Source organism: Ramlibacter pallidus (genome assembly GCF_015070875.1).
Classification (GTDB): Bacteria; Pseudomonadota; Gammaproteobacteria; order Burkholderiales; family Burkholderiaceae_C; genus Ramlibacter; species Ramlibacter pallidus.
Window position 1 is genome coordinate 387,438 of sequence record NZ_JADDIV010000004.1, and the last position, 22,607, is coordinate 410,044.

General features: G+C 68.3%; 22 protein-coding genes. 7 read left to right on the top strand and 15 right to left on the bottom strand.

Going from position 1 to position 22,607, the window contains the following annotated elements; genetic code table 11:
• Nucleotides 1-1,112: 1,112 nt before the first annotated feature.
• A complete protein-coding gene (locus IM787_RS15055; RefSeq protein ID WP_193677495.1) occupies nucleotides 1,113-4,379 on the bottom strand; it encodes an autotransporter domain-containing protein in 3,267 nt (1,088 codons plus the stop codon).
• 145 nt (nucleotides 4,380-4,524) lie between these two features.
• Here IM787_RS15055 and IM787_RS15060 point away from each other — a divergent pair, with 145 nt between their 5' ends.
• Nucleotides 4,525-5,493: an IclR family transcriptional regulator gene (locus tag IM787_RS15060; RefSeq protein ID WP_193677496.1), complete on the top strand. Its 969-nt coding sequence runs from the start codon at nucleotides 4,525-4,527 to the stop codon at nucleotides 5,491-5,493.
• A gap of 13 nt (nucleotides 5,494-5,506) precedes the next feature.
• Here IM787_RS15060 and IM787_RS15065 read toward each other — a convergent pair whose 3' ends face one another.
• Together IM787_RS15065 and IM787_RS15070 are read right to left on the bottom strand one after the other, a co-directional pair.
• Nucleotides 5,507-6,289: an SDR family oxidoreductase gene (locus IM787_RS15065; protein ID WP_193677497.1), complete on the bottom strand. Its 783-nt coding sequence runs from the start codon at nucleotides 6,287-6,289 to the stop codon at nucleotides 5,507-5,509.
• Nucleotides 6,286-6,609, bottom strand: coding sequence for a nuclear transport factor 2 family protein (locus IM787_RS15070; protein WP_193677498.1), 324 nt, complete (start codon nucleotides 6,607-6,609; stop codon nucleotides 6,286-6,288). The genes IM787_RS15065 and IM787_RS15070 overlap by 4 nt, the downstream gene beginning before the upstream one ends.
• 100 nt (nucleotides 6,610-6,709) lie before the next feature.
• Between IM787_RS15070 and IM787_RS15075 the strand changes: the two genes are divergently transcribed.
• The 4 genes from IM787_RS15075 (at nucleotide 6,710) to IM787_RS15090 (ending at nucleotide 10,207) form a co-directional block, all read left to right on the top strand.
• On the top strand, nucleotides 6,710-7,624 hold the full coding sequence (locus tag IM787_RS15075; protein ID WP_193677499.1) for a LysR family transcriptional regulator: 915 nt from the start codon (nucleotides 6,710-6,712) through the stop codon (nucleotides 7,622-7,624).
• Between the two features lie 106 nt (nucleotides 7,625-7,730).
• Nucleotides 7,731-8,351: a GNAT family N-acetyltransferase gene (locus IM787_RS15080; protein ID WP_193677500.1), complete on the top strand. Its 621-nt coding sequence runs from the start codon at nucleotides 7,731-7,733 to the stop codon at nucleotides 8,349-8,351.
• A gap of 137 nt (nucleotides 8,352-8,488) precedes the next feature.
• A complete protein-coding gene (locus tag IM787_RS15085) occupies nucleotides 8,489-9,271 on the top strand; it encodes an NYN domain-containing protein (RefSeq protein WP_193677501.1) in 783 nt (260 codons plus the stop codon).
• 39 nt (nucleotides 9,272-9,310) lie between these two features.
• Nucleotides 9,311-10,207: a restriction endonuclease gene (locus IM787_RS15090; protein WP_227494391.1), complete on the top strand. Its 897-nt coding sequence runs from the start codon at nucleotides 9,311-9,313 to the stop codon at nucleotides 10,205-10,207.
• A 43-nt stretch (nucleotides 10,208-10,250) separates the two neighbouring features.
• On the opposite strand, the gene IM787_RS15095 is transcribed toward IM787_RS15090, so the two are convergent.
• The 8 genes from IM787_RS15095 to IM787_RS15130 all read right to left on the bottom strand — a co-directional run bounded on the left by IM787_RS15095 (nucleotide 10,251) and on the right by IM787_RS15130 (nucleotide 18,293).
• The gene (locus IM787_RS15095) at nucleotides 10,251-10,664 is read right to left on the bottom strand and encodes a hypothetical protein (protein ID WP_193677503.1); all 414 of its coding nucleotides are present in this window, start codon (nucleotides 10,662-10,664) and stop codon (nucleotides 10,251-10,253) included.
• 30 nt (nucleotides 10,665-10,694) lie between these two features.
• Nucleotides 10,695-11,924 (bottom strand): alpha-hydroxy acid oxidase, encoded by a 1,230-nt coding sequence (locus tag IM787_RS15100; RefSeq protein ID WP_193677504.1) that lies wholly within the window; start codon nucleotides 11,922-11,924, stop codon nucleotides 10,695-10,697.
• A 15-nt stretch (nucleotides 11,925-11,939) separates the two neighbouring features.
• Nucleotides 11,940-12,914: a Bug family tripartite tricarboxylate transporter substrate binding protein gene (locus IM787_RS15105; RefSeq protein ID WP_193677505.1), complete on the bottom strand. Its 975-nt coding sequence runs from the start codon at nucleotides 12,912-12,914 to the stop codon at nucleotides 11,940-11,942.
• A gap of 136 nt (nucleotides 12,915-13,050) precedes the next feature.
• Entirely contained in the window at nucleotides 13,051-14,085 is a 1,035-nt protein-coding gene (locus tag IM787_RS15110; RefSeq protein WP_193677506.1) for a hydroxyacid dehydrogenase, read from the bottom strand.
• A 74-nt stretch (nucleotides 14,086-14,159) separates the two neighbouring features.
• The gene (locus IM787_RS15115; RefSeq protein ID WP_193677507.1) at nucleotides 14,160-14,936 is read right to left on the bottom strand and encodes an ATP-binding cassette domain-containing protein; all 777 of its coding nucleotides are present in this window, start codon (nucleotides 14,934-14,936) and stop codon (nucleotides 14,160-14,162) included.
• Nucleotides 14,933-16,198: a sugar ABC transporter permease gene (locus IM787_RS15120; protein ID WP_354004420.1), complete on the bottom strand. Its 1,266-nt coding sequence runs from the start codon at nucleotides 16,196-16,198 to the stop codon at nucleotides 14,933-14,935. Before IM787_RS15120 ends, IM787_RS15115 begins: the two co-directional genes overlap by 4 nt.
• A 3-nt stretch (nucleotides 16,199-16,201) precedes the next feature.
• Nucleotides 16,202-17,227 (bottom strand): D-xylose ABC transporter substrate-binding protein, encoded by a 1,026-nt coding sequence (gene xylF / locus IM787_RS15125; RefSeq protein WP_193677508.1) that lies wholly within the window; start codon nucleotides 17,225-17,227, stop codon nucleotides 16,202-16,204.
• A gap of 136 nt (nucleotides 17,228-17,363) precedes the next feature.
• The gene (locus IM787_RS15130; RefSeq protein ID WP_193677509.1) at nucleotides 17,364-18,293 is read right to left on the bottom strand and encodes an AraC family transcriptional regulator; all 930 of its coding nucleotides are present in this window, start codon (nucleotides 18,291-18,293) and stop codon (nucleotides 17,364-17,366) included.
• A gap of 94 nt (nucleotides 18,294-18,387) precedes the next feature.
• Here IM787_RS15130 and IM787_RS15135 point away from each other — a divergent pair, with 94 nt between their 5' ends.
• Entirely contained in the window at nucleotides 18,388-19,149 is a 762-nt protein-coding gene (locus IM787_RS15135; RefSeq protein WP_193677510.1) for an SDR family oxidoreductase, read from the top strand.
• 10 nt (nucleotides 19,150-19,159) lie between these two features.
• Here the strand turns inward: IM787_RS15135 and IM787_RS15140 are convergent, their stop codons facing one another.
• From IM787_RS15140 to IM787_RS15150, 3 genes are all read right to left on the bottom strand, one after another.
• Complete coding sequence (locus IM787_RS15140; protein ID WP_193677511.1) at nucleotides 19,160-19,903, bottom strand: glutathione peroxidase; 744 nt, start codon at nucleotides 19,901-19,903, stop codon at nucleotides 19,160-19,162.
• A gap of 89 nt (nucleotides 19,904-19,992) precedes the next feature.
• Entirely contained in the window at nucleotides 19,993-21,339 is a 1,347-nt protein-coding gene (gorA, locus tag IM787_RS15145; RefSeq protein ID WP_354004421.1) for a glutathione-disulfide reductase, read from the bottom strand.
• A 2-nt stretch (nucleotides 21,340-21,341) separates the two neighbouring features.
• The gene (locus IM787_RS15150) at nucleotides 21,342-21,584 is read right to left on the bottom strand and encodes a hypothetical protein (protein ID WP_193677512.1); all 243 of its coding nucleotides are present in this window, start codon (nucleotides 21,582-21,584) and stop codon (nucleotides 21,342-21,344) included.
• Here IM787_RS15150 and IM787_RS15155 point away from each other — a divergent pair.
• Entirely contained in the window at nucleotides 21,568-22,089 is a 522-nt protein-coding gene (locus tag IM787_RS15155; RefSeq protein WP_193677513.1) for a glycine zipper domain-containing protein, read from the top strand. The two genes, IM787_RS15150 and IM787_RS15155, sit on opposite strands and share 17 nt — an antisense overlap.
• 21 nt (nucleotides 22,090-22,110) lie before the next feature.
• Here IM787_RS15155 and IM787_RS15160 read toward each other — a convergent pair whose 3' ends face one another.
• Nucleotides 22,111-22,461, bottom strand: a complete 351-nt coding sequence (locus tag IM787_RS15160) for a hypothetical protein (protein WP_193677514.1) — start codon at nucleotides 22,459-22,461, stop codon at nucleotides 22,111-22,113.
• Nucleotides 22,462-22,607: the final 146 nt, after the last annotated feature.

The following is a 22,607-nucleotide window of genomic DNA, read 5'->3' on the forward strand; positions in this document are numbered from 1 at the left end:
TTAGCGCTAGTTGGTGGGGCGCCAGCAGATTCCTTTTTGCTCCGCTCTAGGCCGGCCCCCGCCGCCTGCCATGCCTGTGAGACATTGTCTTGTTTCGGGGAGCCGCGCTATCTTGCGCCCCGACCTGAATGACCGCATCCAGTCTGGAGCGGTCATCGGCAAACGTCGGAGCCTCCAAGGTCAAATGTCCGCTCCCGGCCAGGAGCGGCTTTTGGCGAAGAGCGTCCAAGCCATCCGTACCCTGAAGAGAAGCGTAGCGCGGCCTCGAAGGCAAATTCCCGGTCGCTCCTCATCTGCCAATAATCCGCATGTGACCGGCCACCTCTTCGAGGACTACTTCGACCTTCAACTTCGCTTTACCGCGCGGTACGCCGAGCTCACCGGCGCCCCGCTTGACGAGGCCATCGCCCGTTGCACCAACTTGCGTCGCCGCTTCGGTCTTTGGGGGTCCGTTGGAGATTCCCGTTGGGCGGCATTCTTGGACCAGGTCCGAGACTGCCCAAGGCATGCGGACCTTCTGCGGATTGCAATGGCAGCCCACGACCAGGCTTCCCCGCGGGATCGTTCGCCTTATGGGTGCTTCACGTACGATCCGCCCGATGCGCAGGGCACGTTGCGCCTCCACTTCATGCCTGAAGAGCGGCACAGGGAGACAAGTCCGCTCGCCGAGAGCAGTCTTCCGGAACGCCGCGACGAATTGCGGGCCTTGTTCCACGACGTACGGCGGCTCCACCCGGAAGTCCGGCAAGTGCGAGGTCTCTCCTGGCTCTATCACCTGCGAGCCTACAGGAGTCTTTTCCCGGAAACGTACATTGCATCGTTGACGTCGCCGACCTGGCCCCTCCACTTGAACGGCAGCTCCGTTTGGGGACAGGTTCTGGACCACCGGGGCCGTCTGAGGCCTGGCATCGCCGACACCGTGCTGTCACGTCTTGGAAGGTCGAACGTGGACGCACCTTGGCTAGCATTCCCGCTGCAGCCACTCACCGCGGCCTGTTCCGCGGATCACTTCTTCAATTTGATGGCGTAGGTTGGCTGGCGGATGTCCGCTGCGGACCGGAGGCAGCCGTCACACCAGTCCGCGCGAACGACTGCACCCCCGCCGCCCGAACTCAGAAACTGACGCGCACGCCCCCCGTGACCTGATACGCGTTCTGTCCCGAGCCGCGAACTTCGTAGTTCGCGTCCAGATAGGCGGCGACGTTGCGCGTGAACTGGCCGGAGACGGTGGCGCCCAAGGTCAGCGCATTGCGCCGCAGGGGCACGCCCGTGGCGGTGAAGCTGCCTGGCTGACCGATCAGGCCGGCGGTGACGGGAGAGTCGTTGTCGCCGGCAAGGTGCGAGGCGATCGCGCGCAGTTCCAGGCCGGCCTTGCCTCCATTGAACGGACGCACGAAGTGCAAGCCGGCGGAGAGCAGCGTGTTTTGCGTCGTGCGTTCCGCAACGGCCAGGTTGGCCGGGCTCGTGCCGGTCTCGTTGAAGCCGTCTTCTTTCAGGTGCGCGTAGCGCAGGCCCGCAAGGGGACGCAGTTCCCATTCGCCGACCTGGATCGGCATCTCGACCTGGCCCGCCAGGCCCCATTCGCGGCCCTTGTGCCTCGAGTTGGCCGTGGCGCCGACCCCTGCGATGTTGACCGTCCGGTCGGTGGTGAAGTCGTGGCTGGAGAAGGTGCCGTCCAGGCGCACGCGGGCCGAGTCCGTGGTGAAGCGTGCATACACGCCGGCCTGCGGCGATTCGATCTTGCCGCTGGCGGCGTCGCCGCTGGTGGCGTGCCATCGGCTGGTGCTGTAGCCGAGGGCGCCGCCCGCCAGCCAATGGCCGGTGACGGGTTGGTCGTAGCCCAGGACGAGGCCGCCGTTGCGGTACCGGGAACCTGCGGCGTTGCCGTCCGGATCCATGCGGCCGCCGGCGCCCAGGGCCTGGACCCACAGGCCGCGCTCTTGCGGGGAGGCCAGGGACGTTTCGACGGGCGCCAGGCTGGCGTAGCGCACCTGGCTCCAGTCGTTCATGGCGTTGCCCAGGCCGCTGGTGCTGAAGCCGCTGCGCGAGGCGAGGGAGGCAGAGAAGTTGCGGCCCAGCGCCGAAGCGACCTGGCTGGCCGACGCGTGTGCACTGCCTGCCATCGACTCGAAACTCGCTGCGGCTTGGTCCGCCGTCATGTTGTCGACCTGCTGGATCAGCGCCGCCGCGGCGCCGGGCGTGTCGACCATGCCTTGCAGGTAGTTCGCCACCGCTGTCTGATTGGGCGTCCTTGCCGCGCTGGAATAGAGCTGGGCCGCGCTGGACTGCAGGTTCAGCACGACGCCGTCGGCCGAGTAGGCCAGCGAGGGCGTGAGGAACGCGAGGTTGCTGGTGACGCCGTCGAATTGGCCGGTGGTGGAGCCGCCCGAGCTCAGGATCGTGTAGGCGGTGTTGCGCCGGTAGCCTCCGCCGCGGGCTTGCACGTCGACCGTGCCGCCGTCGATGTGGATGGTGCCCGCGCCGACGGTGTTCACACGGTCCGCCGCACCCGTGGCGTTGGCTTCGACGCGGTACACGGAACCCGGCGCGAAGCTCAGGTTGCCGTTGACGTTGAGCGTCCCGATGGAGTTCCCGGGCGCCAGCGTGCCGCCGGAGGCGATGGCCACGCTGCCCACGGTCCCCGTGCCACCCAGGGTGCCACCGCTGTTGACCGTCGTGTGGCCGACGATCGAGCCGTTGACCGACAGTGTGCCGGCGTTGACGAAGGTTCCACCCGTGTACGTGCTGGCGCCGATGAGCACCAGGTTGCCGGAACCGGCTTGCGTCAGGGATCCCGTACCGCTGATGACATTGGCCAGCGACACCGTGTCGCTGCGGTTGAACGCCAGCGCGCCGTTGTTGGTGACGTTGCCCGAACCCAGCGAACCCGTCGTGCCGCCATTGCCCACCTGCAGCGTGCCGGCGGTGATGGTCGTGGTGCCGCTGTACGTGTTGGCGCCCGTCAGGATGGTGGTGCCTGTGCCCTGCTTGGCATAGGTGCCGGCGCCCCCCAGGTCGGTGGCGACGACGTGCGTGTCGGAGCGGTCGAAGACGACGTTGCCCGCGTTGCTGAGCGCACCGGCGCCGAGGCTGCCGCTGGTGCCGCCGTTGCCGACGCGCAGTTCGCCCTGCAGGACCGTCGTCGTGCCGCTGTAGCTGTTGTCGCCGGACAGCACCAGCACGCCGGTGCCCGCCTTGGAAAGGCGGCCGCCCCCGGTGATCGCACCGGCGAAGTCCCCGGTCTCCAGCGCCAGCGTGCCACCCACTCCCGTCACGAGGGTGCCGCTGCCTTGCAGGTCCTTGATGCCGGTGGAGAAGGTGTCGAGGTCCAGCGTGGTGCCCGCGCCGACGGTGACGCCGGCCGCGCGCCCAAGGTGGCCCGAGCCGAAGGTGTTACCCACACGCAGGGTGCCACCTGCGATTTCCACACGGCCGGTCGTGTCGACGAACGTCGCGGTGCCCGGCGCCAGGACGACCGTGCCGCTGTCGGTGGCGCTGCCGAACCGGGCGACCGCGCCCGCCTCCAGTTGCAGGTCGGTGGGCGCCAGGGTCAGGGTCTGGCCCGTCACCGCGGTGACGGTGCTGGTCTTGCCGGCCCCGAAGACCGTGACCGGCGGCGCGATCGTCATGGTGTCCAGCGCAGTGAGCTGTCCGCCCTGCAGCGACAGCGTGCCGCTGCCGATGCTGTTGGCCGACGCCAGCGCCAACGTGCCGTTGCTCACTTCGGTGGTGCCGGTGAAGCCGCTGTTGTCGCCCGCCAGCGTGAGCACCCCGGACCCGGCCTGCACCAGCCGGCCGGTGCCGGAGATGTCCTGGCCGTAGGTCACGTGGTCGGAGCGCTTGAAGACCACGCTCGCGCCGGCCGTGGCGATGGAGATGTTGCCCGCGTAGCTGCCCGTGGTCCCGCCGTTTCCGATCTGCAGGGTCGCCGCGTGCGCGTCCGTGCGCAACGTCACCGTGCCGGTCGCCCCGGGGCTGTCCGTCACGATCGCCCAGGTCACGCCGGGCGACGCCATGTAGAAGCTCCAGTCCGCCGTGCCGCTGAAGCCGCCGATCTGGTTGATCTGGACCGGGCCCGCAGCGAGGGTGAGTTCACCACCGTTGATGGTGATGGGGAGGGTCCAGTCGACGCAGTTGTCGGGGGCCGAAGCGGGCCCGACGACCGTGGTGCCATAGGTGAATGCGAAGCTGGGACCCGAGACTTGGCACGCCGCCGCCGCATCGCCGGGGGCGGCCGCGCCGGCGGCCGCCAGGACGGCGACCGCTCCGGTGCGAACCAGCCCCCGCGACCGCCCGCCGCGGCCCTGCCGCCCCAGCTCGGAGACCGCCTGCCAGGCGCCGAGGCTGTGGTTGAAGACGGAACGGTAGATGTGGTTCACGGGGAATCCTTCGCGATGGCGACGCCCGCGGCCCCGGTTTGGCGATTCAACTTCATGGCGCGGAGTCTCCGGTCGGTGCAAGCCGGATGGAATGGCAAACTTCAACACCATGTGTTCGAACCGCGCGGGGAGTGCGGCTGGCCCCGTGGCCTGGCTGCGAGCGGATCCCGGGGAGTGGCTCCCCGGGACGCTGGACCGTGAGCGGCTCTATGCTGCGGCGCAGCAGCTGGCAGGCCAGGCCGCCCACGCGCAGGCCGCCCGCAAGCTCGCGGCCGAAGTGCTGCGCTCCCTGGAAGAGGTGCCGGTGGCCAAGCGCGTCGTGCACGACACGCCCATCTACATCCTGCTGGTGTTCTGCATGTACCTGCACCATGTGCGCGACCGGACGGACCCGCGCAGCGGCGTCACGCTCAAGGCGCTGCGCACGCTGTTCGGCGCGCGGGGCACCGACAGCTTCGCGGGCGATTCGCACATCCGCGACATGCTGGGCTGGTGCCGCAACCGCGGACTGCTGCAGCAGGTCGTGCCTGCGCAAGCCACGGGCGACCGGCGCGTGCGGCCCCTGGAGCCGACGCCGCTGCTGGTGGACATGTTCCAGCACTGGGTGCGAGCCTTCCTGCGTGGCAGCGCGGACGTGCTGCCGCCGCCGGTCCCGCCGGACGGCCTGCCGGCGCCGGAACTGGTGTACGAGGTGCTGGCCTGCCGCATCCGCTGCCACGTGCGCGAGAACTTCACGCCGACCGAGCGCTTTCCGGTGATCCAGGAATTCATGCTGCGCAAGCACGGCTACCACGTCTTCCTGGCCGTGGTGGAGGCCATGCGGCCGGACGGGCAGGGCGCTTCGGCGCCGGTGACGGTGTCTGCGCTGGCCCAGCGCTTCGAGATCGCGCGCGCCACGGTGCGCAACGCGCTCGGGCCGGCGGAGCAGCGCGGCCTGCTGGCGCTGCGCGGCGCCGACGGCGCGGTGCACCTCGCACCCGGGTTCGTCCAGCTGGCGCTGCAATGGATGGCCTTCGAGGCCACCTACATGCACGGGATCATCCAGGTCGCGGCACACGCCGCGCGACATGACGGCCAGCAGGCGGCCGAAGCCCCACATCACGCATCGACGTGATGTTGACGCTCCGTCATACCGTCGGAACCGTCCCTCCATCGACCACGTGTTCCGAGCCCGCCACCGATGCTGCACGCGGAGAGACCAGGAAGGTGATCAGGTCGGCCACTTCATGCGGCTTGGCCGGCCGGCCGACGGGAATCCCGCCGAGCCCGTCCATGACGATCTTCTTGCCGCCCTCGTAGTCCGTTCCGGCTTGTGCGGCGATCCGCTCGGCAAATGCGACCGAGGCCTCGGTCTCGATCCAGCCGGGTGCGACGCGCAGGACGCGCACACCCTTGGGTGTCACCTCCTTCGACAAGGACTTGCTATATGTCGAGAGGGCGCTCTTCGCCGCTGCGTAAGCAGTGGTCGATTCGGGGAGCGGAAGCACGCGCTGGATCGAAGTCACGTGCAAGATCACGCCGCTGCCTCGGGCCAGCATGGCGGGCAGCAGGGCGCGGTCGAGGCGGACTGCGGACATGAAGTTGAGGTTCAGCTCCCTGAACCACGCCTCGTCGTCGAGGGCCGCAAAGCCACCTGCCGGCGCGCTCGAGCCACCCACGGAGTTGACCAGGATGTCGACCGCGCCCCATCGCTCCTCCACCGCCCGGGCGACCGTTGCCACGCCTTCGGCCGTCGACAGGTCGCCCTGGACATAGGCCACGCCTTCCTGCGGCTTCGCGGGCATGGAGCGCGCAGTCGTCATCACATGCGCTCCGGCCTCGCGCAGGCTGGAGACCACCGCGGCTCCCAGCCCCTTCGTGCCGCCAGTGACCAGCACACGCTTCCCATGCAGTTGAAGGTCGAAGCTCATGCCGCGATCTCCAGGGATGCGACGAGGCCGCGTTCCAGGCGGAAGCGGTAGGTCAGGTCAATCGGGCTCCCCGGGAAATTCCCGGTGACCTCAGCGCGAACGACGTGCGCCCCGTCGTCATGCTCGAGCGCGAATGGCACGGTCGTGGCGCCGTACTTGGCCGAAGCTTCGGCCATGAAGGCCTGGATGGCATCGATCCCCACGTAGGTGTGGTCGTCATCCTTCATCACGGCTTGCGCCGTGAAGCAGCGCGCCAGGGCGGCCGGGTCGTGTTCGGCTGCGAAGTACGCAGTGATCGGTTCGGGAAGGCTCAAGCTCATGTCGTTGGCTCCTGCAGTGGGTGAAACCGAAGGATGCGCGCCGGAGCGTGGTTAGTGAATCTCCTAGAATCTTCATGCGTCATGAAGCGGAGAGTGCACAATGCGTGGATCGGACTTCGCCGAGTTGAAGGCTTTTGCCGCCGTGGTCGAGCGCGCGAGCTTTGCCCGGGCGGCCGAGCATCTGGGCCTGTCGCCATCCGCACTCAGCCAGACGATCCGGCAGCTGGAAAGCCGGATCGGCGCCAGGCTCCTGCATCGCACGACACGCAGCGTTGCGCCATCGCCTGCGGGCGATCTGCTTTACCGGCGCATCGCGCCCTTGTTCCGCGAGATGGCTGCGGCCGTCGCCGAGGCAGGGGAGTCAGCGGGGCGGGCCAGCGGCACGCTTCGCATCAACACGCTGGGCATTGCCGCGCGGACCGTCATCGCGCCGCGACTCTCCAGGTTCCACCGCGCGTTCCCCGACGTGGTGCTCGACATCGTGGTCGACGACACCTTGGCCGACATCGTGGCCGGCCGGTTCGACGCCGGCATCCGGGTCGGCGGCCGGCTCGAGAAGGACATGGTGGCCGTGCGCCTCACGCCCGACCTGGACATGGTGGCCGTGGCCTCTCCGGACTATCTGGCACGCCAGGGCACGCCGAAAACACCGGCCGATCTGCATGCCCACGCCTGCATCAATTGGCGCCTGCAAATGGACGGGAGCCCCTACCGGTGGGAATTCAAGAAGAGGGGAAGGCTGCTCGAAGTGCCCGTGCAGGGGCCCATCTTGACCAACCACGCCGATGTCGGCATCGCTGCTGCGCTGGAAGGTCTCGGGATTGCCTATCACTTCGAGCGTGATCGCGTGGGCGAGCATCTCGCGCAAGGACGATTGGTCCAAGTGCTCGCCGACTGGTCGATCTCTCGTCCGGGGCTGTTCCTCTACTACCCGAGCAGGCGGCATCGACCGGCCCTGCTCGGTGCGTTCATCGACTGTCTGCTCGACAGGGATCTGGAAGGCGCCTCTGCTTGACGTCCGTGTCGCAGGGCGGCATATCATGCGCGCCACGACCCTTTCGAACGCAAGTGGCACGGACGGATTGCGGCAGAGAGAGGCGGTGTTGGTCCGAGGAGAGCACATGAGCCACGCTTCGATAGAGATACGCAGCGCCACGGCCGAGGAGTTGCCGCAAGCCGTCGGCACCATTGTGGCTGCGTTCGTGGCGGATCCTCCAGCCCGGTTCGCCTGGCCCTCTGCGCGTGACTATCTGCAAACCATGCCGGTGGCGACACGCGCATTCGCGGGGAGTTGCGTCGATCACGGCACCGCTTATGTGACGGCAGACTTCCGCGGCGCCGCGCTGTGGTTGCCTCCAGGCGCCCAGGCGGACAACGCCGCCCTCGACAAAGTGTTCCGGGACAGCGTCCAGCGCGAACACCTCGACGACCTGCTGGCCACGTTCGAGAGAATGGAGATGTCGCATCCTAGGGAAGCGCATTGGTACCTGCCCCAGATTGGCGTCGATCCGACGGCGCAAGGCCAAGGTCTAGGGGCCCAGTTGATGCGCCATGCGCTCGCGCGCTGCGATGAAGAACAGGCGCTGGCTTACCTCGAGGCGTCCAAACCGGAAAACATCCCCTTCTATCAAGGCCATGGTTTCGAGGTGATCGGCGAGATCCAGGTGGGGAAGGGCCCCGTCATCACGCCCATGCTTCGCATGCCCCGCCATGCCGTGCGGGACATGAGGTCGTCGCATTGACTCCCCAACGGGGGCCCGGCTCGTCATGTAGTCCTCGGATTGTGGGCTGAAAGCCGCACTCGCCCCCCTTGGATCCGCTGGGTACTGGCGGCCATCGCAGACGGTGCCTAGGATCGATCCCGACTGAGGAGAACGAGATGTCGGACACCGACCGTCGGGTCGCAGTTCTCGTGGACTGCGACAATCTGGAGCCGGACGTTGCTGAGTTTGCGCTGCGCGTCGTGGCACAGTTTGGCCGTGTGGTTCTTCGCCGCGGATACGGCAATCACCAGACGCTGGCGAACAAGTGGCGGGATGCGTTGGTCCGTTTGGCGTTCACGCCGTGCCTGCAGTACCAATACGCTCCCGGAAAGAACACTTCCGACATTGCGCTCGCGCTGGATGCGCTCGAGGCCATGTTCGACGATCGCGCGGACACATTTTGCGTTGTCACGAGTGACTCCGACTTCGCATATCTGTCCAGGAAGCTGCGTGAGCGGGGCGCCACGGTGTACATCGTGGGAGAAAGCAAGACGCCCGCGGCCTTGCGAAACGCGAGCGATCAGTTCTTCGAGTTTGCCGATTCGGGACCACAGTCGTTGCCCCAACCCGTCTTGCCCGATCTCGAGCAGCCAGGCAAGGAAGAGCAAGAGGAGCCGGCCAAGCCTGTGCCGAAGCGGCGTCCGAAGTTCGTTGTGGACGCCGTTGATCTTTTGGCGGGTGGCGCGTCCGAGGGAAAGGTGGGCTTAAGCGCACTCGGCTCGTACTTGAAGCGAACGGACCCCGGGTTTCTCCCGCAAGCATTCGGTCATTCTGGCTTGTTGAACATGGTGAAGACGTATGACCTGCTCGGCCTTCACCAGGAAGCGAACGGGCACTGGTCGGTCTTCAAGGTGCAGCCCTCGGATGCGAAGCCCGCGGTACCGGTTTTGCATCCCTGAGTCGATATGACACGACGAAAGCGCAGACCCGGGAAGCCGTTGCTCGACAAAGGCCTGCTCGCCGTCTTCATCGGAGGCGTGCTGTTGTGCGCGCCCCTGCTGTTCGGCACGTCGCCAATGCTCAGGCCCATGGCCGACGGCTTGAGAACGCCTGCGTGGGTCGCGATCCTCCTTGGGCTGGCGCTCCTTGCACTTCACTGGCTCGTTTCGCGTACGAGCACTGCTTCTCTTTCACCAGAGTCTGAGGGTCGAAGCGACAGGCCGACCGGCGTGCTGCCGGGGTCAAAAGACATGTTCCCACCCGAGATTCCAGCCGCTCCTGGAACTGCTCGGGAATTGCTCCCATCGGGATCGGACGACCCCAGGCCCTCGCGCCAACAAGGCTGGAGCGCACAGGTTTTCAGGGACATCGAGTGGCGGCGTTTCGAGGCGGTGTGCGAGCGCTTGTTTGCGCAAGCTGGGTTCGAGGCCAAGACGCAGTCGCACGGCGCTGACGGCGGCGTTGACATCTGGCTGTACTCGAAGAACGCAACGGGACCGGTGTCCGTCGTCCAGTGCAAACACTGGTCTGGACGGCAGGTCGGCGTGAAGGAAGTGCGCGAGTTCCTCGGCGTCATGACCGCCAAAGGCGTGAAGCGGGGCACTTATGCGACGACCTCGACCTACACACCGGCAGCGGCGGAGTTCGCCAGGGAGAATGGAATCCATGTCATGGACGGCGTCGGTCTGCTGGGACTGATCGCACGACGCTCCAAGGAGCAGCAGGAGCAGCTACTGGCTGTCGCCTATGAGGGCGACTACTGGCGTCCTACGTGTGCGTCGTGTGGCGTCAAGTTGGTGGATCGCGTGTCCGGAAAGGATGGAAGCCACTTCTGGGGTTGCGTGAACTATCCGCGGTGTCGGTCGACGATGCCGGTGCGGTATCGCACTGCCTGATCGGTGCTGACATGCGCAATGTGCGGCAAGTCGGCCTTCATCGTTATTCGCGCCAGCGAACGCCCAACCAGCGACCCAGCCGCTCGCGCCAGATGTCGCGGCCAGCCTGAAGGTAGTCCCGCCGCCACCCGCGAGTCGGTGGCACGCGACGCACGAGCCACTGTGTCACGACGATGAAGGCCACCATCCAGAACAGGCTGAGCCACAAGGCGGCCCACCAGCCGCGCCCGGCTTGTTCCAGTCCTTCGCGCAGCGCCGAGCGCAGCACGATCACGCCAAAGAGCGGCACGGCCGCGATGCACAGGTAGCCGAGCAGGAATCGGGTCAGGCCCAGCCGCCGGAGGCGTTCTCGGGAAACCAGGGACGTGATCGCCACCGACACCAGCAGCAGCCCGGCGAACCAGGGCATCTGTTCGATGGCACGCTCGACGGAGGCACTCCAGAGGATGTCGCGCACGGCGTCAGGGCCGACCGGGCGGATGGCCCATCAGTGCTCGCTAAGGAACGACCGATCGAGTTCCGAAAGCGCATTCACGCCCAGCAGCGCCATGTTGCGCGACACCTCCTGCTGCAGGAGGGCGATGGCATGGCGCACGCCGGCTTCCCCTGCAACCGACGCTGCATAGTTGAACGGCCGGCCCACGAACACGAAGCGGGCGCCCAGGGCCAGCGCCTTGAGCACGTCGCTGCCGCGGCGGATGCCGCTGTCGATCATCACCGGCACCTCCGGGCACGCAGCGACCACCTGCGGCAGCACGCGCATCGGCGCCACCGCTCCATCGAGCTGGCGGCCGCCATGGTTGGACACGATGATGCCGTCGGCGCCGTGGTCCACCGCCTGGCGGGCGTCGCGCGCGTCGAGGACGCCCTTCAGGATGATCGGGCCCGGCCAGATCCTCCGGACGGTGCGGAAGTAGTCCCAGTTCAGGTGGCCGCGGTCTCCCATTTCGCGCACGGCCGTCTGCGAGAGGATGGGCGCGCCGCGGTGCGCATAGGCACTTTCGAAATGAGGCATGCCGCGCTCCGCGAGCGTGCGCAGGAAGTTGCCGAACAGCCAGCGCGGGTGCGTGATCCCGTGCCACGCGAGGCCCAGGCTCGGCCGCAGCGGGGTCGAGAATCCGGCGCGCACCATGTTCTCGCGGTTGCCGCTCACCGGCGTGTCCGCGGTGATCACCAGGGTGCGAAAACCGGCCGCCTTCACCCGCTCGACGAGGGCGACGATGCTGGCCTCGTCGGCGGGCAGGTACGCCTGGAACCACGCATCCGGGTTGGCGGCCACCACTTCTTCCATGCGCATGAGCGAGGCACCACTCATGACCATGGGGATGTTCTCGGCGGCGGCGGACCGCGCCAGCACGACGTCGCCGTTGTAGCCGGACAAGGAGCAAAGGCCCATGGGCGCGAGGCCGAACGGGGCCGCGTAGCGGCTGCCGAGCAGGGTGACGGCCGTCGTGCGTTTCGTGATGTCGACCATCACGCGCGGGATGAAGGCGTAGTCCGCGAACGCGGCGCGGTTGGCCTGCAGCGACTCGCTGCGCTCGACGCCGCCGCTGATGTACGCGAACACCGGCGGAGGCAGGTGCCGCCGCGCCGCCGCTTCGAAGTCGTCCAGGCACAGAAGCTGGCCCAGGCGGGCCGGCAATCGGAGCGGGGCGGCAGAGGGCGTGCGCGCCGGGGGTGTCGTTGAGGAGCTCGGACCGATGGAATCGATGTGCATGCCTCGCGTTGAAGGTCAGCCCGGGGTGATCTTGGCCAGGCGGATGATCCGGCCCCAGCGATCCACTTCGGTCTTGAGGTAGCCGGCGAATTCATCCGCACCCTTGGGGTTGAGCCGGAAGCCCTGCTGCTTCGCCTTCTCCTCGATGTCGCGGCCGAACATGATCTTGATGACTTCGCGCGAGTATTTTTCGACGATCGCATCCGGCGTCTTGGCCGGCAGCATCGCGCCTGTCCAGTTCTCGACGAAGAGTCCCGTCATGCCCGTCTCGAAGGCGGTCGGCACGTCGGGCAGCATGGGGTGGCGGGAAAGGCTGCAGAGCGCCAGCGCCCGCAGCTTGCCGCCCTTCACGTGCGCGATCGACTCGGGGAAGTTGGAGAAGATCACGTCCAGCTGCCCGCCGATGAGGTCCACCATCGACGGGGCGCCGCCCTTGTACGGTACGTGGGTCATCCGGCTCTTGTTCAGGTCGTTGAACAGGGCCATCGTCAGGTGCGGCGGCGTTCCGTTGCCGCTGGATCCGGCATTGAGCTGGCGCGACTTCGAGACGGCGACCAGTTCCTTGAAATCCTTGATGGGGCTGTTCGCGGGCACCACCACCAGCATCGGCGAGCTCGCCATCAGCGCCAGCGGACGCAGGTCGCGCATCAGGTTGTAGGGTGACTGCGGAAACAGCGATACGTTCGCCGCGTGCGTGAGCGTGATCGCCAGCACCGTGTTCCCGTCGGGCGGCGCCTTGGCCACCAGGTCGGCGCCGAGCTGGCCGTTGGCGCCGGCGCGGTTGTCCACCGTCACCGGCACCTTCCAGGATTCCGAGAGCTTCTGGCCCACCATGCGGGCCATCATGTCGGTCAGGCCGCCGGGCGAGAATGGGACGACATACCGGATGGGGGTGCCGCTGCGCGGGAAATCGGCCTGGGCGCTCGCCAGGCGGGGCGCGCCTAGCACGCCCGCGGCGGCTGCTCCGATCATCAGTTCACGACGCTTCATTGTTTCTCCTCCACTGAAAATCCTGGAACAGACCGGTGACCAAGCTGCTTCTGTGTCGGCACGCCACCAGTCCTGCGGAGCCGCATCCTCGCTCAGCTTCCATCCTGCGGCAAGTCCCGTGACGGCAATCCGCCACTCAGGCCAGCACGCGGGCGCGCTTTTGCTGGAAGGCCGGCCACACTTCCGGGTTCACCAGCCGCGGCGGCCGTTCGCCGGCGGCCAGGGCGACGATCTGCTCGGCACCCATCACCGCGACGTTGCGGCGCGCCTCGTGCGTGACCCCGGCGATGTGGAAACTGGCGAACACGTTGTCCATGGCCAGCAGGGGGTGGTCCAGCGGCGGCGGTTCGCGGTCCCACACGTCGACGCCGGCGCCGTACAGGTGGCCGGAGCGCAGCGCATCGACCAGTGCCGCCTCGTCGTGGATGCCGCCGCGGGCGGTGGTGATGAAGATCGCGCCCTTCTTCATGCGCGCGAAAGCCGCGGCATCCATCATCCTGAGCGTGGTCGCGTTGCGCGGGCAGTGCAGCGACACGACGTCCGCTTGGGCGAGCAGTTCGTCGAGATCGACCTTGCGGGCACCCCGGCGCGCGACCTCTTCGGCCGGCACGTACGGGTCGCGGGCGATCACCTGCAGGCCGAACGCCTTCGCGAGAGCGCTCACCCGGCGTCCCACCTCGCCGATGCCGACGAGGCCGACGGTCTTGCCCTTGATCTCGTGGCCCATCACGTCCTCGCGCGTGAAGCCCGTCTCCCGGCGCAGCCGCCGATCGGTCTCGATCATGCGGCGCGACAAGGCGAGCATCATCGCCAGCGTGTGCTCCGCCACCGAATCGGCGTTGCCGCCGGACTGGTTCACCACGGCAATGCCGGCCGCCGTGCACGCAGGCACATCGACCGTGTCGTAGCCGGCGCCCGACGACGACACGCACAGCAGGTTCGGACAGCGGGCGACGAGTTCGGGCGTCACGAACCACTCCCTGGGAAGTTCGTCCTTGGCCGCCGACACCTGGTACACGTGCGCCGTGGCCAGCATGTCCCAGGCCAGCGCGGAATTCCCCCGGGCCGGAAAGATCCCCAGGGAAATGCCGGGCCGCCCCGCCAGGCCTTCGTCGAACGCAGGGTTGATCCACAGGTCCGAGCGGACGACGCGCATTTCCTTGGCTTGCATGGTGAAGACGGTTCTTTGTGATGGGCTGGCGGAACTGTACAGAAACGCCGCGGACACAAGTCGTGAGCCCGCGGTCAGGCGGCAGCCTCGGCCGCCAGCGCCTCCGGCACCCGCGTCACCTTGCGGCCGGCGATGATCATCCCCAGCACTTCGTCTTCCGTCACGTCGGCCGTGCGGTAGGTGCCGACCGCGCGGCCGTTCTTCATCACGCACAGGCGGTCCGAGAGGCCGAACACGTCGGGCATGTCGTGCGTGATCAGGAAGATGCCGACCCCGGCCGCCTTGAGCCGGCGCACCAGCTCGTGGACCATGCGCGTCTCCTCGGGGCCCAGGGCGGCGCAGGGCTCGTCCATGATCAGCGCCCGCGCGCGGTAGTGGATCGCGCGCGAGATCGCCACCACCTGGCGCTGGCCGCCGGAGAGGGCGCGCACCGGCACGCGGATGTTGCGGAAGTTCGGGTTCAGCTGCCGGAACACCTCGCGCGCCGCCTTCTCCATCGCGAAGTCGTCCAGCGTGCCCCAGCGCGTCTTGAGCTCGCGGCCCAGAAACAGGTTGGCCACGCTGTCCAGGTTGTCGGCGAGCGCCAGCGTCTGGTGGATGGCCTCGACGCCGAGCGCCTGCGCGTCCGAAGGCCGCGCGATGGTGGCGCGTTCGCCGTTGATGCGGATCTCGCCTTCGTCGATCGCATAGGCGCCGGCCAGCGCCTTCATCAGCGTGGACTTGCCGGCGCCGTTGTGGCCCAGCACCGCGACCACTTCGCCCGGCCAGAGGCTCAGGTTGACGTCGTCGACGGCACGGATGCCGCCGAAGGACTTGCGCACGGAGCGCAGTTCGACCAGCGGCGTGCTCATGCCATGCGCTCCCCGGTGCGGCGGCGGTACACGACGTCGAACACGACGGCGACGATCAGCACCTGCCCGATGATCACCATGCGGTGGCCGATGCTGATGTCCAGCAGCAGCAGCCCGCTTTCCAGGAACTGGATGACGAGCGCACCGAGCACCGTGCCCAGCACCGTGCCGCTGCCACCCGACAGCGCGATGCCGCCGATCACCGCGGCGGCGATGGCATAGAGCTCCATGCCGGTGCCGAGCGAGTTGGTGCCTGCGTTGAGGCGCGACACCGCGACGATGGCCGCGACGGCGACCGCCGTGCCCAGCAGCAGGAAGCTCTTGAGCATCACCCACTTCACCGGAATGCCCACGAGGGCCGCCGCTTCCGGGTTGCCGCCGATCGCATAGACGGCACGGCCGAAGCTGGTGCGGTTGACGAGGAAGGCGATCGCGCCCACCACCGCGCCCCAGACCAGCACGGGGATGGGGATGCCTTGCGGCGCGCTTTTGCTGGCGATGCGGTAGGCGCACATGGCGGCGACGAAACCGAGGATCACCACGAAGAAGAAGGCGGTGTAGGCGACGTCCAGCGCCAGCGGCTTCGGCGCGAAGCCGTGGCGCGCAGCCATGCGGCGGCGCTGCGCGGTGTTCCACGCGAGCCAGGCGCACATCAGCAGGCCGAGCACCCAGCTGGCGGTGACGCCGATGGCGCCGTCGAGGCCGCCGCCGATCAGCAGGAAGGTCTCGTCGGTCACCGGCTGCGTGCGGCCGTCGGCGATGAGGAAGGCGACACCGCGGAAGGTGACCAGCCCGCCCAGCGTCACCACGAACGAGGGCACGCCCAGGTAGGCGGTCAGCCAGCCCTGGTAGAGCGCGATCGCCAGCGACACCGCCCAGCCCGCGAGGCAGGCGTACGCCCAGTGCCAGCCCTGCGTGTAGATCAGCCAGGCGACCAGCACCCCGACCGTCGCGAGCACCGAGCCGACCGAGAGGTCGATCTGCCGCTGCACGATGACCAGCGCGATCGCCGCGGCGACGATGCCCACCACCGCGGACTGCTGCGCGATGTTGTACAGGTTCTCCGGCGTGAGGAAGTTGCCGGTGGCCACGTGGAAGGCGATGCCCATCACGGCGAGCACCGCCGCCATGATCGCCAGCCGCAGGTCGAGCGAGCTGATGTGCAGGCGTTCACGCAGGGGCGTGGACGCCGACGGCGCCGCCCCTGCTTCCTGCGCCAGTGCCGTCGTCGCCTCCTGCGCTCCCATGCTGCTGCGCGTCACCTGCTATTTGCAGGCCGCGGGGCCGCTGGCCTTGTCGACGCCGCGGCAGGCGGCTTCCTTGGAGATCCAGCCGGCCTTGATGACCGTGTCGAGCTTGTCGGCCGTGACCGGGACGGGCTTCAGCAGGATCGCATTGAGCTTCACCTTGCGCTCGCCGCCGGCGAAGGTCGTGGCGTTGGGCACCTTCTGGCCCTTGACCAGCGCGACCGCCACCGACGCCGCCTCGCGGCCCAGCTCGCGCGCGTCCTTCCACACGGACACGGTCTGCGTGCCGAGCGCCACGCGGTTCAGGGCCGCATGGTCACCGTCCTGGCCGGACACCGGCACGCCCTTGAGGCCGCGGGCCGACAACGCCGCGACCACGCCGCCGGCGGTGCCGTCGTTGGAGGCGACCACCGCGTCGACCTTGTTGCCGGACTTGGAGAGGATCTGCTCCATGTTGCGCTGCGCGACCTCGGGCTTCCAGCCGTCGGTGTATTCCTCGCCCACGATCTTGATGTCGCCTTTCTTGATCGCATCCGCCAGCACTTCCTGCTGGCCCTCGCGCAGCAGGTTGGCGTTGGGATCGGTGGGGGAGCCCTTGATCATGGCGTAGTTGCCCTTGGGCCTGGCGGCCAGCACGGCGCGCGCCTGCAGGCGGCCGACCTCCTTGTTGTCGAAGGAGATGTAGAAGACCTCGGGCGACTCGATCAGGCGGTCGTAGGCGACCACGGGGATGCCGCGCGCCTTGGCCTTGGCCAGCGCCGGCGCGATGGCGTCCTTGTCGTAGGCGAGGATGATGAGCACCTTGGCGCCCTTGTTGATGAGGCCTTCGACGTCGGCGATCTGCTTTTCCGCCGAGCCGTTGGCGTCGGCACTGACGTAGCTCGCACCCAGCTTGCCGAGCTGGTCCTTGATGGCCTTCTCGTCCGTCTTCCAGCGCTCCTCCTGGAAGTTGGACCAGCTGACACCGACCACCTGGGCGAGGGCGGTCGAACAGGCGCCGGCGGCGAGCGCCGCTGCAAGCAGGAACTTGTACTGCGTCTTCATGGTGTCTCCTTCCCTGTCGGGTTCCGGGGGAGGGCCATTCCAGCATCTTTCTTCGCGCGCGAGAAGCGGGGAGAGCCCGCGTAAGCATTCCGCTGAAGGGCTTGTTACACCGTGAGCGGGCTGGCAGCGCAAACGGTTACCGAGCCTGGCCGCCGTGCTGGCCGGTGGCCACCTTCCCGCGTGCGAACTGCGACGGTGACTGGCCGACGTGCCGCGTGAACGCCACGCTGAAGGTGCTGGCCGACCCGTAGCCCACGCGAGCCGCGATGTCCGCGACGGCGGCGGCGCGGCGGCGCAGGAGGTCCTTGGCCAGCGCCATCCGCCACGCCACCAGGTATTCCATCGGGGGCATGCCGACCTTGGCCAGGAACCGCGCGAAGAAGGTCGAGCGGGACAGCGCCGCTTCCTTGGCCATGGCAGCGACCGTCCAGGGCCGGGTCGGGTCCGCATGAAGAGCGCGGATCGCCACCGACAGCCGCGGGTCGGCGAGGCCCTGCGCCAGTCCGGGCCAGACCGCCTCCTGCTCGCCGGGCGCCCGCAGGGCTTCGATGAGCAGCACCTCGAGCAGGCGCTCGAGCACGACGTCGCGCGCGGGCCGCCGTGCGCCTGACTCGTCACCCAGCAGTTGCACCAGCGCGGCCAGCCGGGGCGCGTCGCGCACGTGGATCAGACGCGGCAGCAGCGACACCAGCAGGCCCGCATTGGGCGATGCGAAGGTGCAGTGCCCGGCCAGGATGCGCAGGTCGGGCTCGCCCTTCGGCGCGCCGATCCGGAAGCGTCCTTCCGCGACGGCCACCGGGGTGGACAGGACGTCCTCCGGCGGTGACTCGGCACTCGTCATGCAAACCAAGTGCGCGGCAGGCACCAGCACGAAGTCGCCGGCCTGGAGCCGCACCGGCGCCTGGTCGTCCAGCGCGATCTGGCAGCTGCCCTCGAGGACCGCGCAGTAGAAAGGCTCCCCGGCATCGGAGCGCCGGATGCGCCACTGCCCGGCGCCGGACACCTGCTTGGAGAAGCGGGCGGCGGGCCGGAGCAAGGCCACCACGTCGGCAAGAGGATCGACCATCCCTGGACGCTCGCTAAAGAGATTCGTACGTTCCAGTGTAGCCAGTCCGGACCCGCGTCCCTAACCTCGGGGCTTCCCACACGAAGGAACCGATATGAAAACCGTCTTGATCACCGGCTGCTCCTCCGGCTTCGGCCTGGCCACCGCCCGGCTTTTCCTCGACCGCGGCTGGAACGTCATCGCGACCATGCGAGCGCCGCGTCACGACGTGCTGCCGCCCGAGCCCCGCTTGCGCGTGCTTCCCCTGGACGTGACCGATGCCGCCAGCATTGCTGCAGCCGTCGCGGCGGCCGGCCCCATCGACGTGCTGGTGAACAACGCCGGCTTCGGCGCACCCGCTCCCGTGGAACTCACCTCGCCCGACACCGTCCGCGCCCTGTTCGACACGAACACCTTCGGCACGATCGCCGTGACGCAGGCCGTCCTGCCCGGCATGCGCCAGCGCGGCTCGGGCGTCATCGTCAACGTGACCTCCAGCGCCACTTACAAGCCGCTGCCGCTCGTGGGCGTGTACCGTGCGGCCAAGGCGGCCGTGAACGCCCTGTCCGAATCGCTGGCGGGCGAGGTCGCGCCGTTCGGCATCCGCGTCCACCTGGTGCTGCCGGGCTCCTCGGGCGAAACGCAGTTCCGGGTCACCGCCGCCAAGCGCCTGGAGGGCCCGGGCGATCCGGTGTATGGCGACTTCATCCGCGACACGCTCGCGCGCATGCAGGCCATGACGGGACCGGGCACGCGCGCCCAGGACGTCTCCGAGGCGGTCTGGCGGGCGGCGAACGACGCCGCGGCACCGATGCGGATTCCCGCAGGGGCGGATGCTGTGGCGTGGGCGGAAGAAGCGGGAGTGGGGGCGCGGTAGGCCTGCCTGCTCACCGCCGGCGCTGCTGCACCCAGGCTTCGACCGCGTCGCTGCCCCCGATCAGTTCTCCATTGACGAACATCTGCGGCACCGTGCCCGCCTTGCAGATCGCTCCCAGCGCGCGCGTGCGGATGCTGTGCGGCAGCGGCACGTCCGCATAGGGGATCCCCGCGTCGTCCAGCAGCTTCTTGGCCTTGGCGCAGAACGCGCAGCCTTCGCGCGTGAGCAGCGCGACCTGATCGGGCTCACGCGCGTTCTTGTTCACGTAGTGCAGGAGCGTGTCGGCGTCCGACACCTTGAACGGGTCGCCGGGCTCCTCCGGCTCGACGAACATCTTCTCGACGATGCCGTCGCGCACCAGCATCGAATAGCGCCACGAGCGCTTGCCGAAGTTCAGGTCGCTCTTGTCGACCAGCATGCCCATCTGCTCGGTGAAGGCGCCATTGCCATCCGGCAGCATGAAGACATTGTCGCTCTCCTGGCTCTTGGCCCATTCCTCCATCACGAAAGGGTCGTTCACGGCGACGCAGACGACCTGGTCGACACCGTTGTCGCGAAAGGTGGGAGCCAGCTCGTTGAAGCGCGGCAGGTGGGTGCTGGAGCAGGTCGGCGTGAAGGCGCCGGGGAGGGAGAACACCGCGACCGTGCGACCCTTGAACAAGGCGTCGGAGGTGATTTCCTTCCATTCGTTGTCCGCGCGGTAGCGGAACTTGACCTGGGGGACCGGCTGCCCTTCTCGGGTCGGTTGTGGCATGGCGTGGCTCTCCTGGATGAACGGACACCGGCATCTTGCGCCGGATGCGCCCGATCGTGTTGCGCCCGCCGGCGCGTTCGGCCGCCACGCTAGTTCAGCGTGACGAGTTCCTCGGCAATCGTCGGATGCAGCGCCATGGTGCGCCTGAAGTCCGTCCACGTGGCACCGGCGGTGAGGGCGACGGCCACCAGCTGGATCATCTCCGCGACGACGTCGCCGAAGAGGTGGACGCCCACCACGCGGTCGGTCGCGCCATCCACCAGCACCTTCATGAACACCTGGTCCTGCGACCCGGCGAACGCCTGCGCCATGGCCCGGAACTTCGTCTGCAGCACCCGCAGCTGCGGATACTTCTCGCGAGCTTCCTCTTCGGTGAGGCCGACCGTGCCGATCTCCGGCGTGCTGAAGACGGCGGTCGGGATCAGGTGGTAGTCGATGGGCATCGCGGTCCCGTTGCCGTAATGGCGGTCGGCGAACGCGTGGCCTTCGCGGATGGCCACGGGCGTGAGGTTCACGCGGTCGGTGACGTCGCCGATGGCGAAGATCGAATCGACGTTGGTGCGGCCCTCGTCGTCGACGCGGATCGCGCCAATGGCGTCCGTGGCGACGCCGACATCCTCCAGCCCCAGTCCCTGGGTGTTCGGCAAGCGCCCGGTGCAGAGAAGCACCTGGTCCACCTCCAGGTGCGTGCCGGCACTGTCCAGCACGCGCAGGCCCGTCGCGACTTTCTCGATGCTCCGCACCTCCGGACCGAACAGCGTGCGGATGCCGCGGCGCGCATGGTGCGCGGCCAGCAGGTCACTCAGGTCCGGGTCGAAGCCGCGCAGCAGGCGAGGACCGCGCACGAACTGGGTGACCTCGCTGCCCATGCCCGCCAGGATGCCCGCGAACTCGACGCCGATGTAGCCGCCGCCCACCACGAGCACGCGGCGCGGCTGCTCGGGGAGGTGGAACACGTCGTCGGAGGTGATCGCAAGTTCGTGGCCCGGAAAGCCGAACACCGCCGGCTTGCCGCCGGTGGCGACCAGGATCCGGCCGGCCGTGACCTGCCGGTTGCTCCCCAGCAGCCGAACCGTGTGCGCATCGACGATCCGGGCGAATTCGCCGATCGTTTCCACGCCCGCCGCGTGCAGGTTGCGCTGGTAGATGCCTTCGAGCCGGTCGAGCTCGGCATCCTTGCGATCGCGCAGCTGCGACCAGTCGAAGGCCGGGAGCGCGCCGAGCTGCCAGCCGTAGGCCTGGCTCGCGACGTACTGGTCGCGAAAGCGGCTGGCGTAGACCAGCAGCTTCTTCGGCACGCACCCGCGATGGACGCAGGTGCCGCCATAGCGCGAGGCCTCGGCGATGCCAACCCGGGCGCCGTGGGTGGCGGCGATCCGCGCGGCGCGCACGCCCCCGGAACCGGCGCCGATGACGAAGAGATCGAAGTCGTGCACGGTCAGGCGCGCTCGTGCGGGGTCATGGCCATCGGCGCCTCATGGATGCGGAGAGGATGAAACTGTAAACGATGGCCGCCGCCACGGAAGCGCTGCTCGAATGGAGCCGCTCGGGTCACCACCACGCCCGTCCGTCCTCCCCATGCATCGTGAAGCTGGACAGTTCGCGCGTGCTTCGTGAAGCTGCGAACCTTCCATACCTGCGAGGCTGTAATCATGAAGAACGCAATGAAGGTCGTCTCCATCGCATCCACGTTCGCCTGCCTCCTGCTGGCATCGGGTGGCGTCGCGGCCGGGGATCTGGGGACCGCGGTCGGCGGGGGAGTGGGCGGCGCCGCGGGTGCGCTGATCGGCAACCAGGTGGGCGGCAAGAACGGAGCCGTCATCGGTGGTGCGGTGGGCGGCGGCGTTGGCGCAGCCGCGACGACCTCCGGTTCCGGCAAGACGGGTGCCATCGTCGGCGGAGCCGTCGGCGGTGGCGCGGGCGCCGCGGTCGGCCAGAAGGTGGGCGGCAGCACGGGCGCCGTGGTCGGGGCAGGCGCGGGCGGGGCGCTCGGCGCCAGCGTCGGCAAGTCGCTCACCGAAAAGGAACCCGTGCAGGCGAAGGTCGCGCAGCCCGCGCCTGTGAAGGTCGTCACGCAGCCCGCGCCGAAGACGATCGTCGTGCGCGCCGAAGGCGAGGGACACCCGCATGCGCACAAGCGCGGCCATTTCTGCCCGCCTGGACAGGCGAAGAAGGGCCGTTGCTAGATTCCTTCCCCGGCCGGACCCTCAGCGATAGCGCGCGTCGTAAGGGTACCGGTCGTACGGGTTCGCCACGCCGTCGCGGTCATCGTCGTACGTGGGCGCGGCGGCCACCGTCGGCGGCACCGTGCCATAGGCGATCGGCGCTTTCCCCAGCGGGATGTGCCGGCCGTAACCATCCACCTGGTACTGGGTGCCGTCCGCATCGGTGTAGACCGTGCCGGGGGCGAAGCCGGGTCGCCCCGGCGGCGTGGGATCGTACGGGACGCCGAAGATGCGCGAGATCGTGTTCCCCACGCCATCGATCAGGTCGGCGTGCGCGAGACCGCCGAAGGCGACTGCGCTGACGGCGACGGCGGACAAGATGAACTTCTTCATGAAATGCTCCTGCGAAAAGGGTTTCGCTTTGGATGCATTCCACAATGCGCCGCTGCACGGGGGTGCCAGCGCGGGCATCGACTGCCCGTGGGGAGCTTCCTTCTCGGCTGTAGGCGGTGTCGCCTGAACGAGGCCGCGAGCGCGAG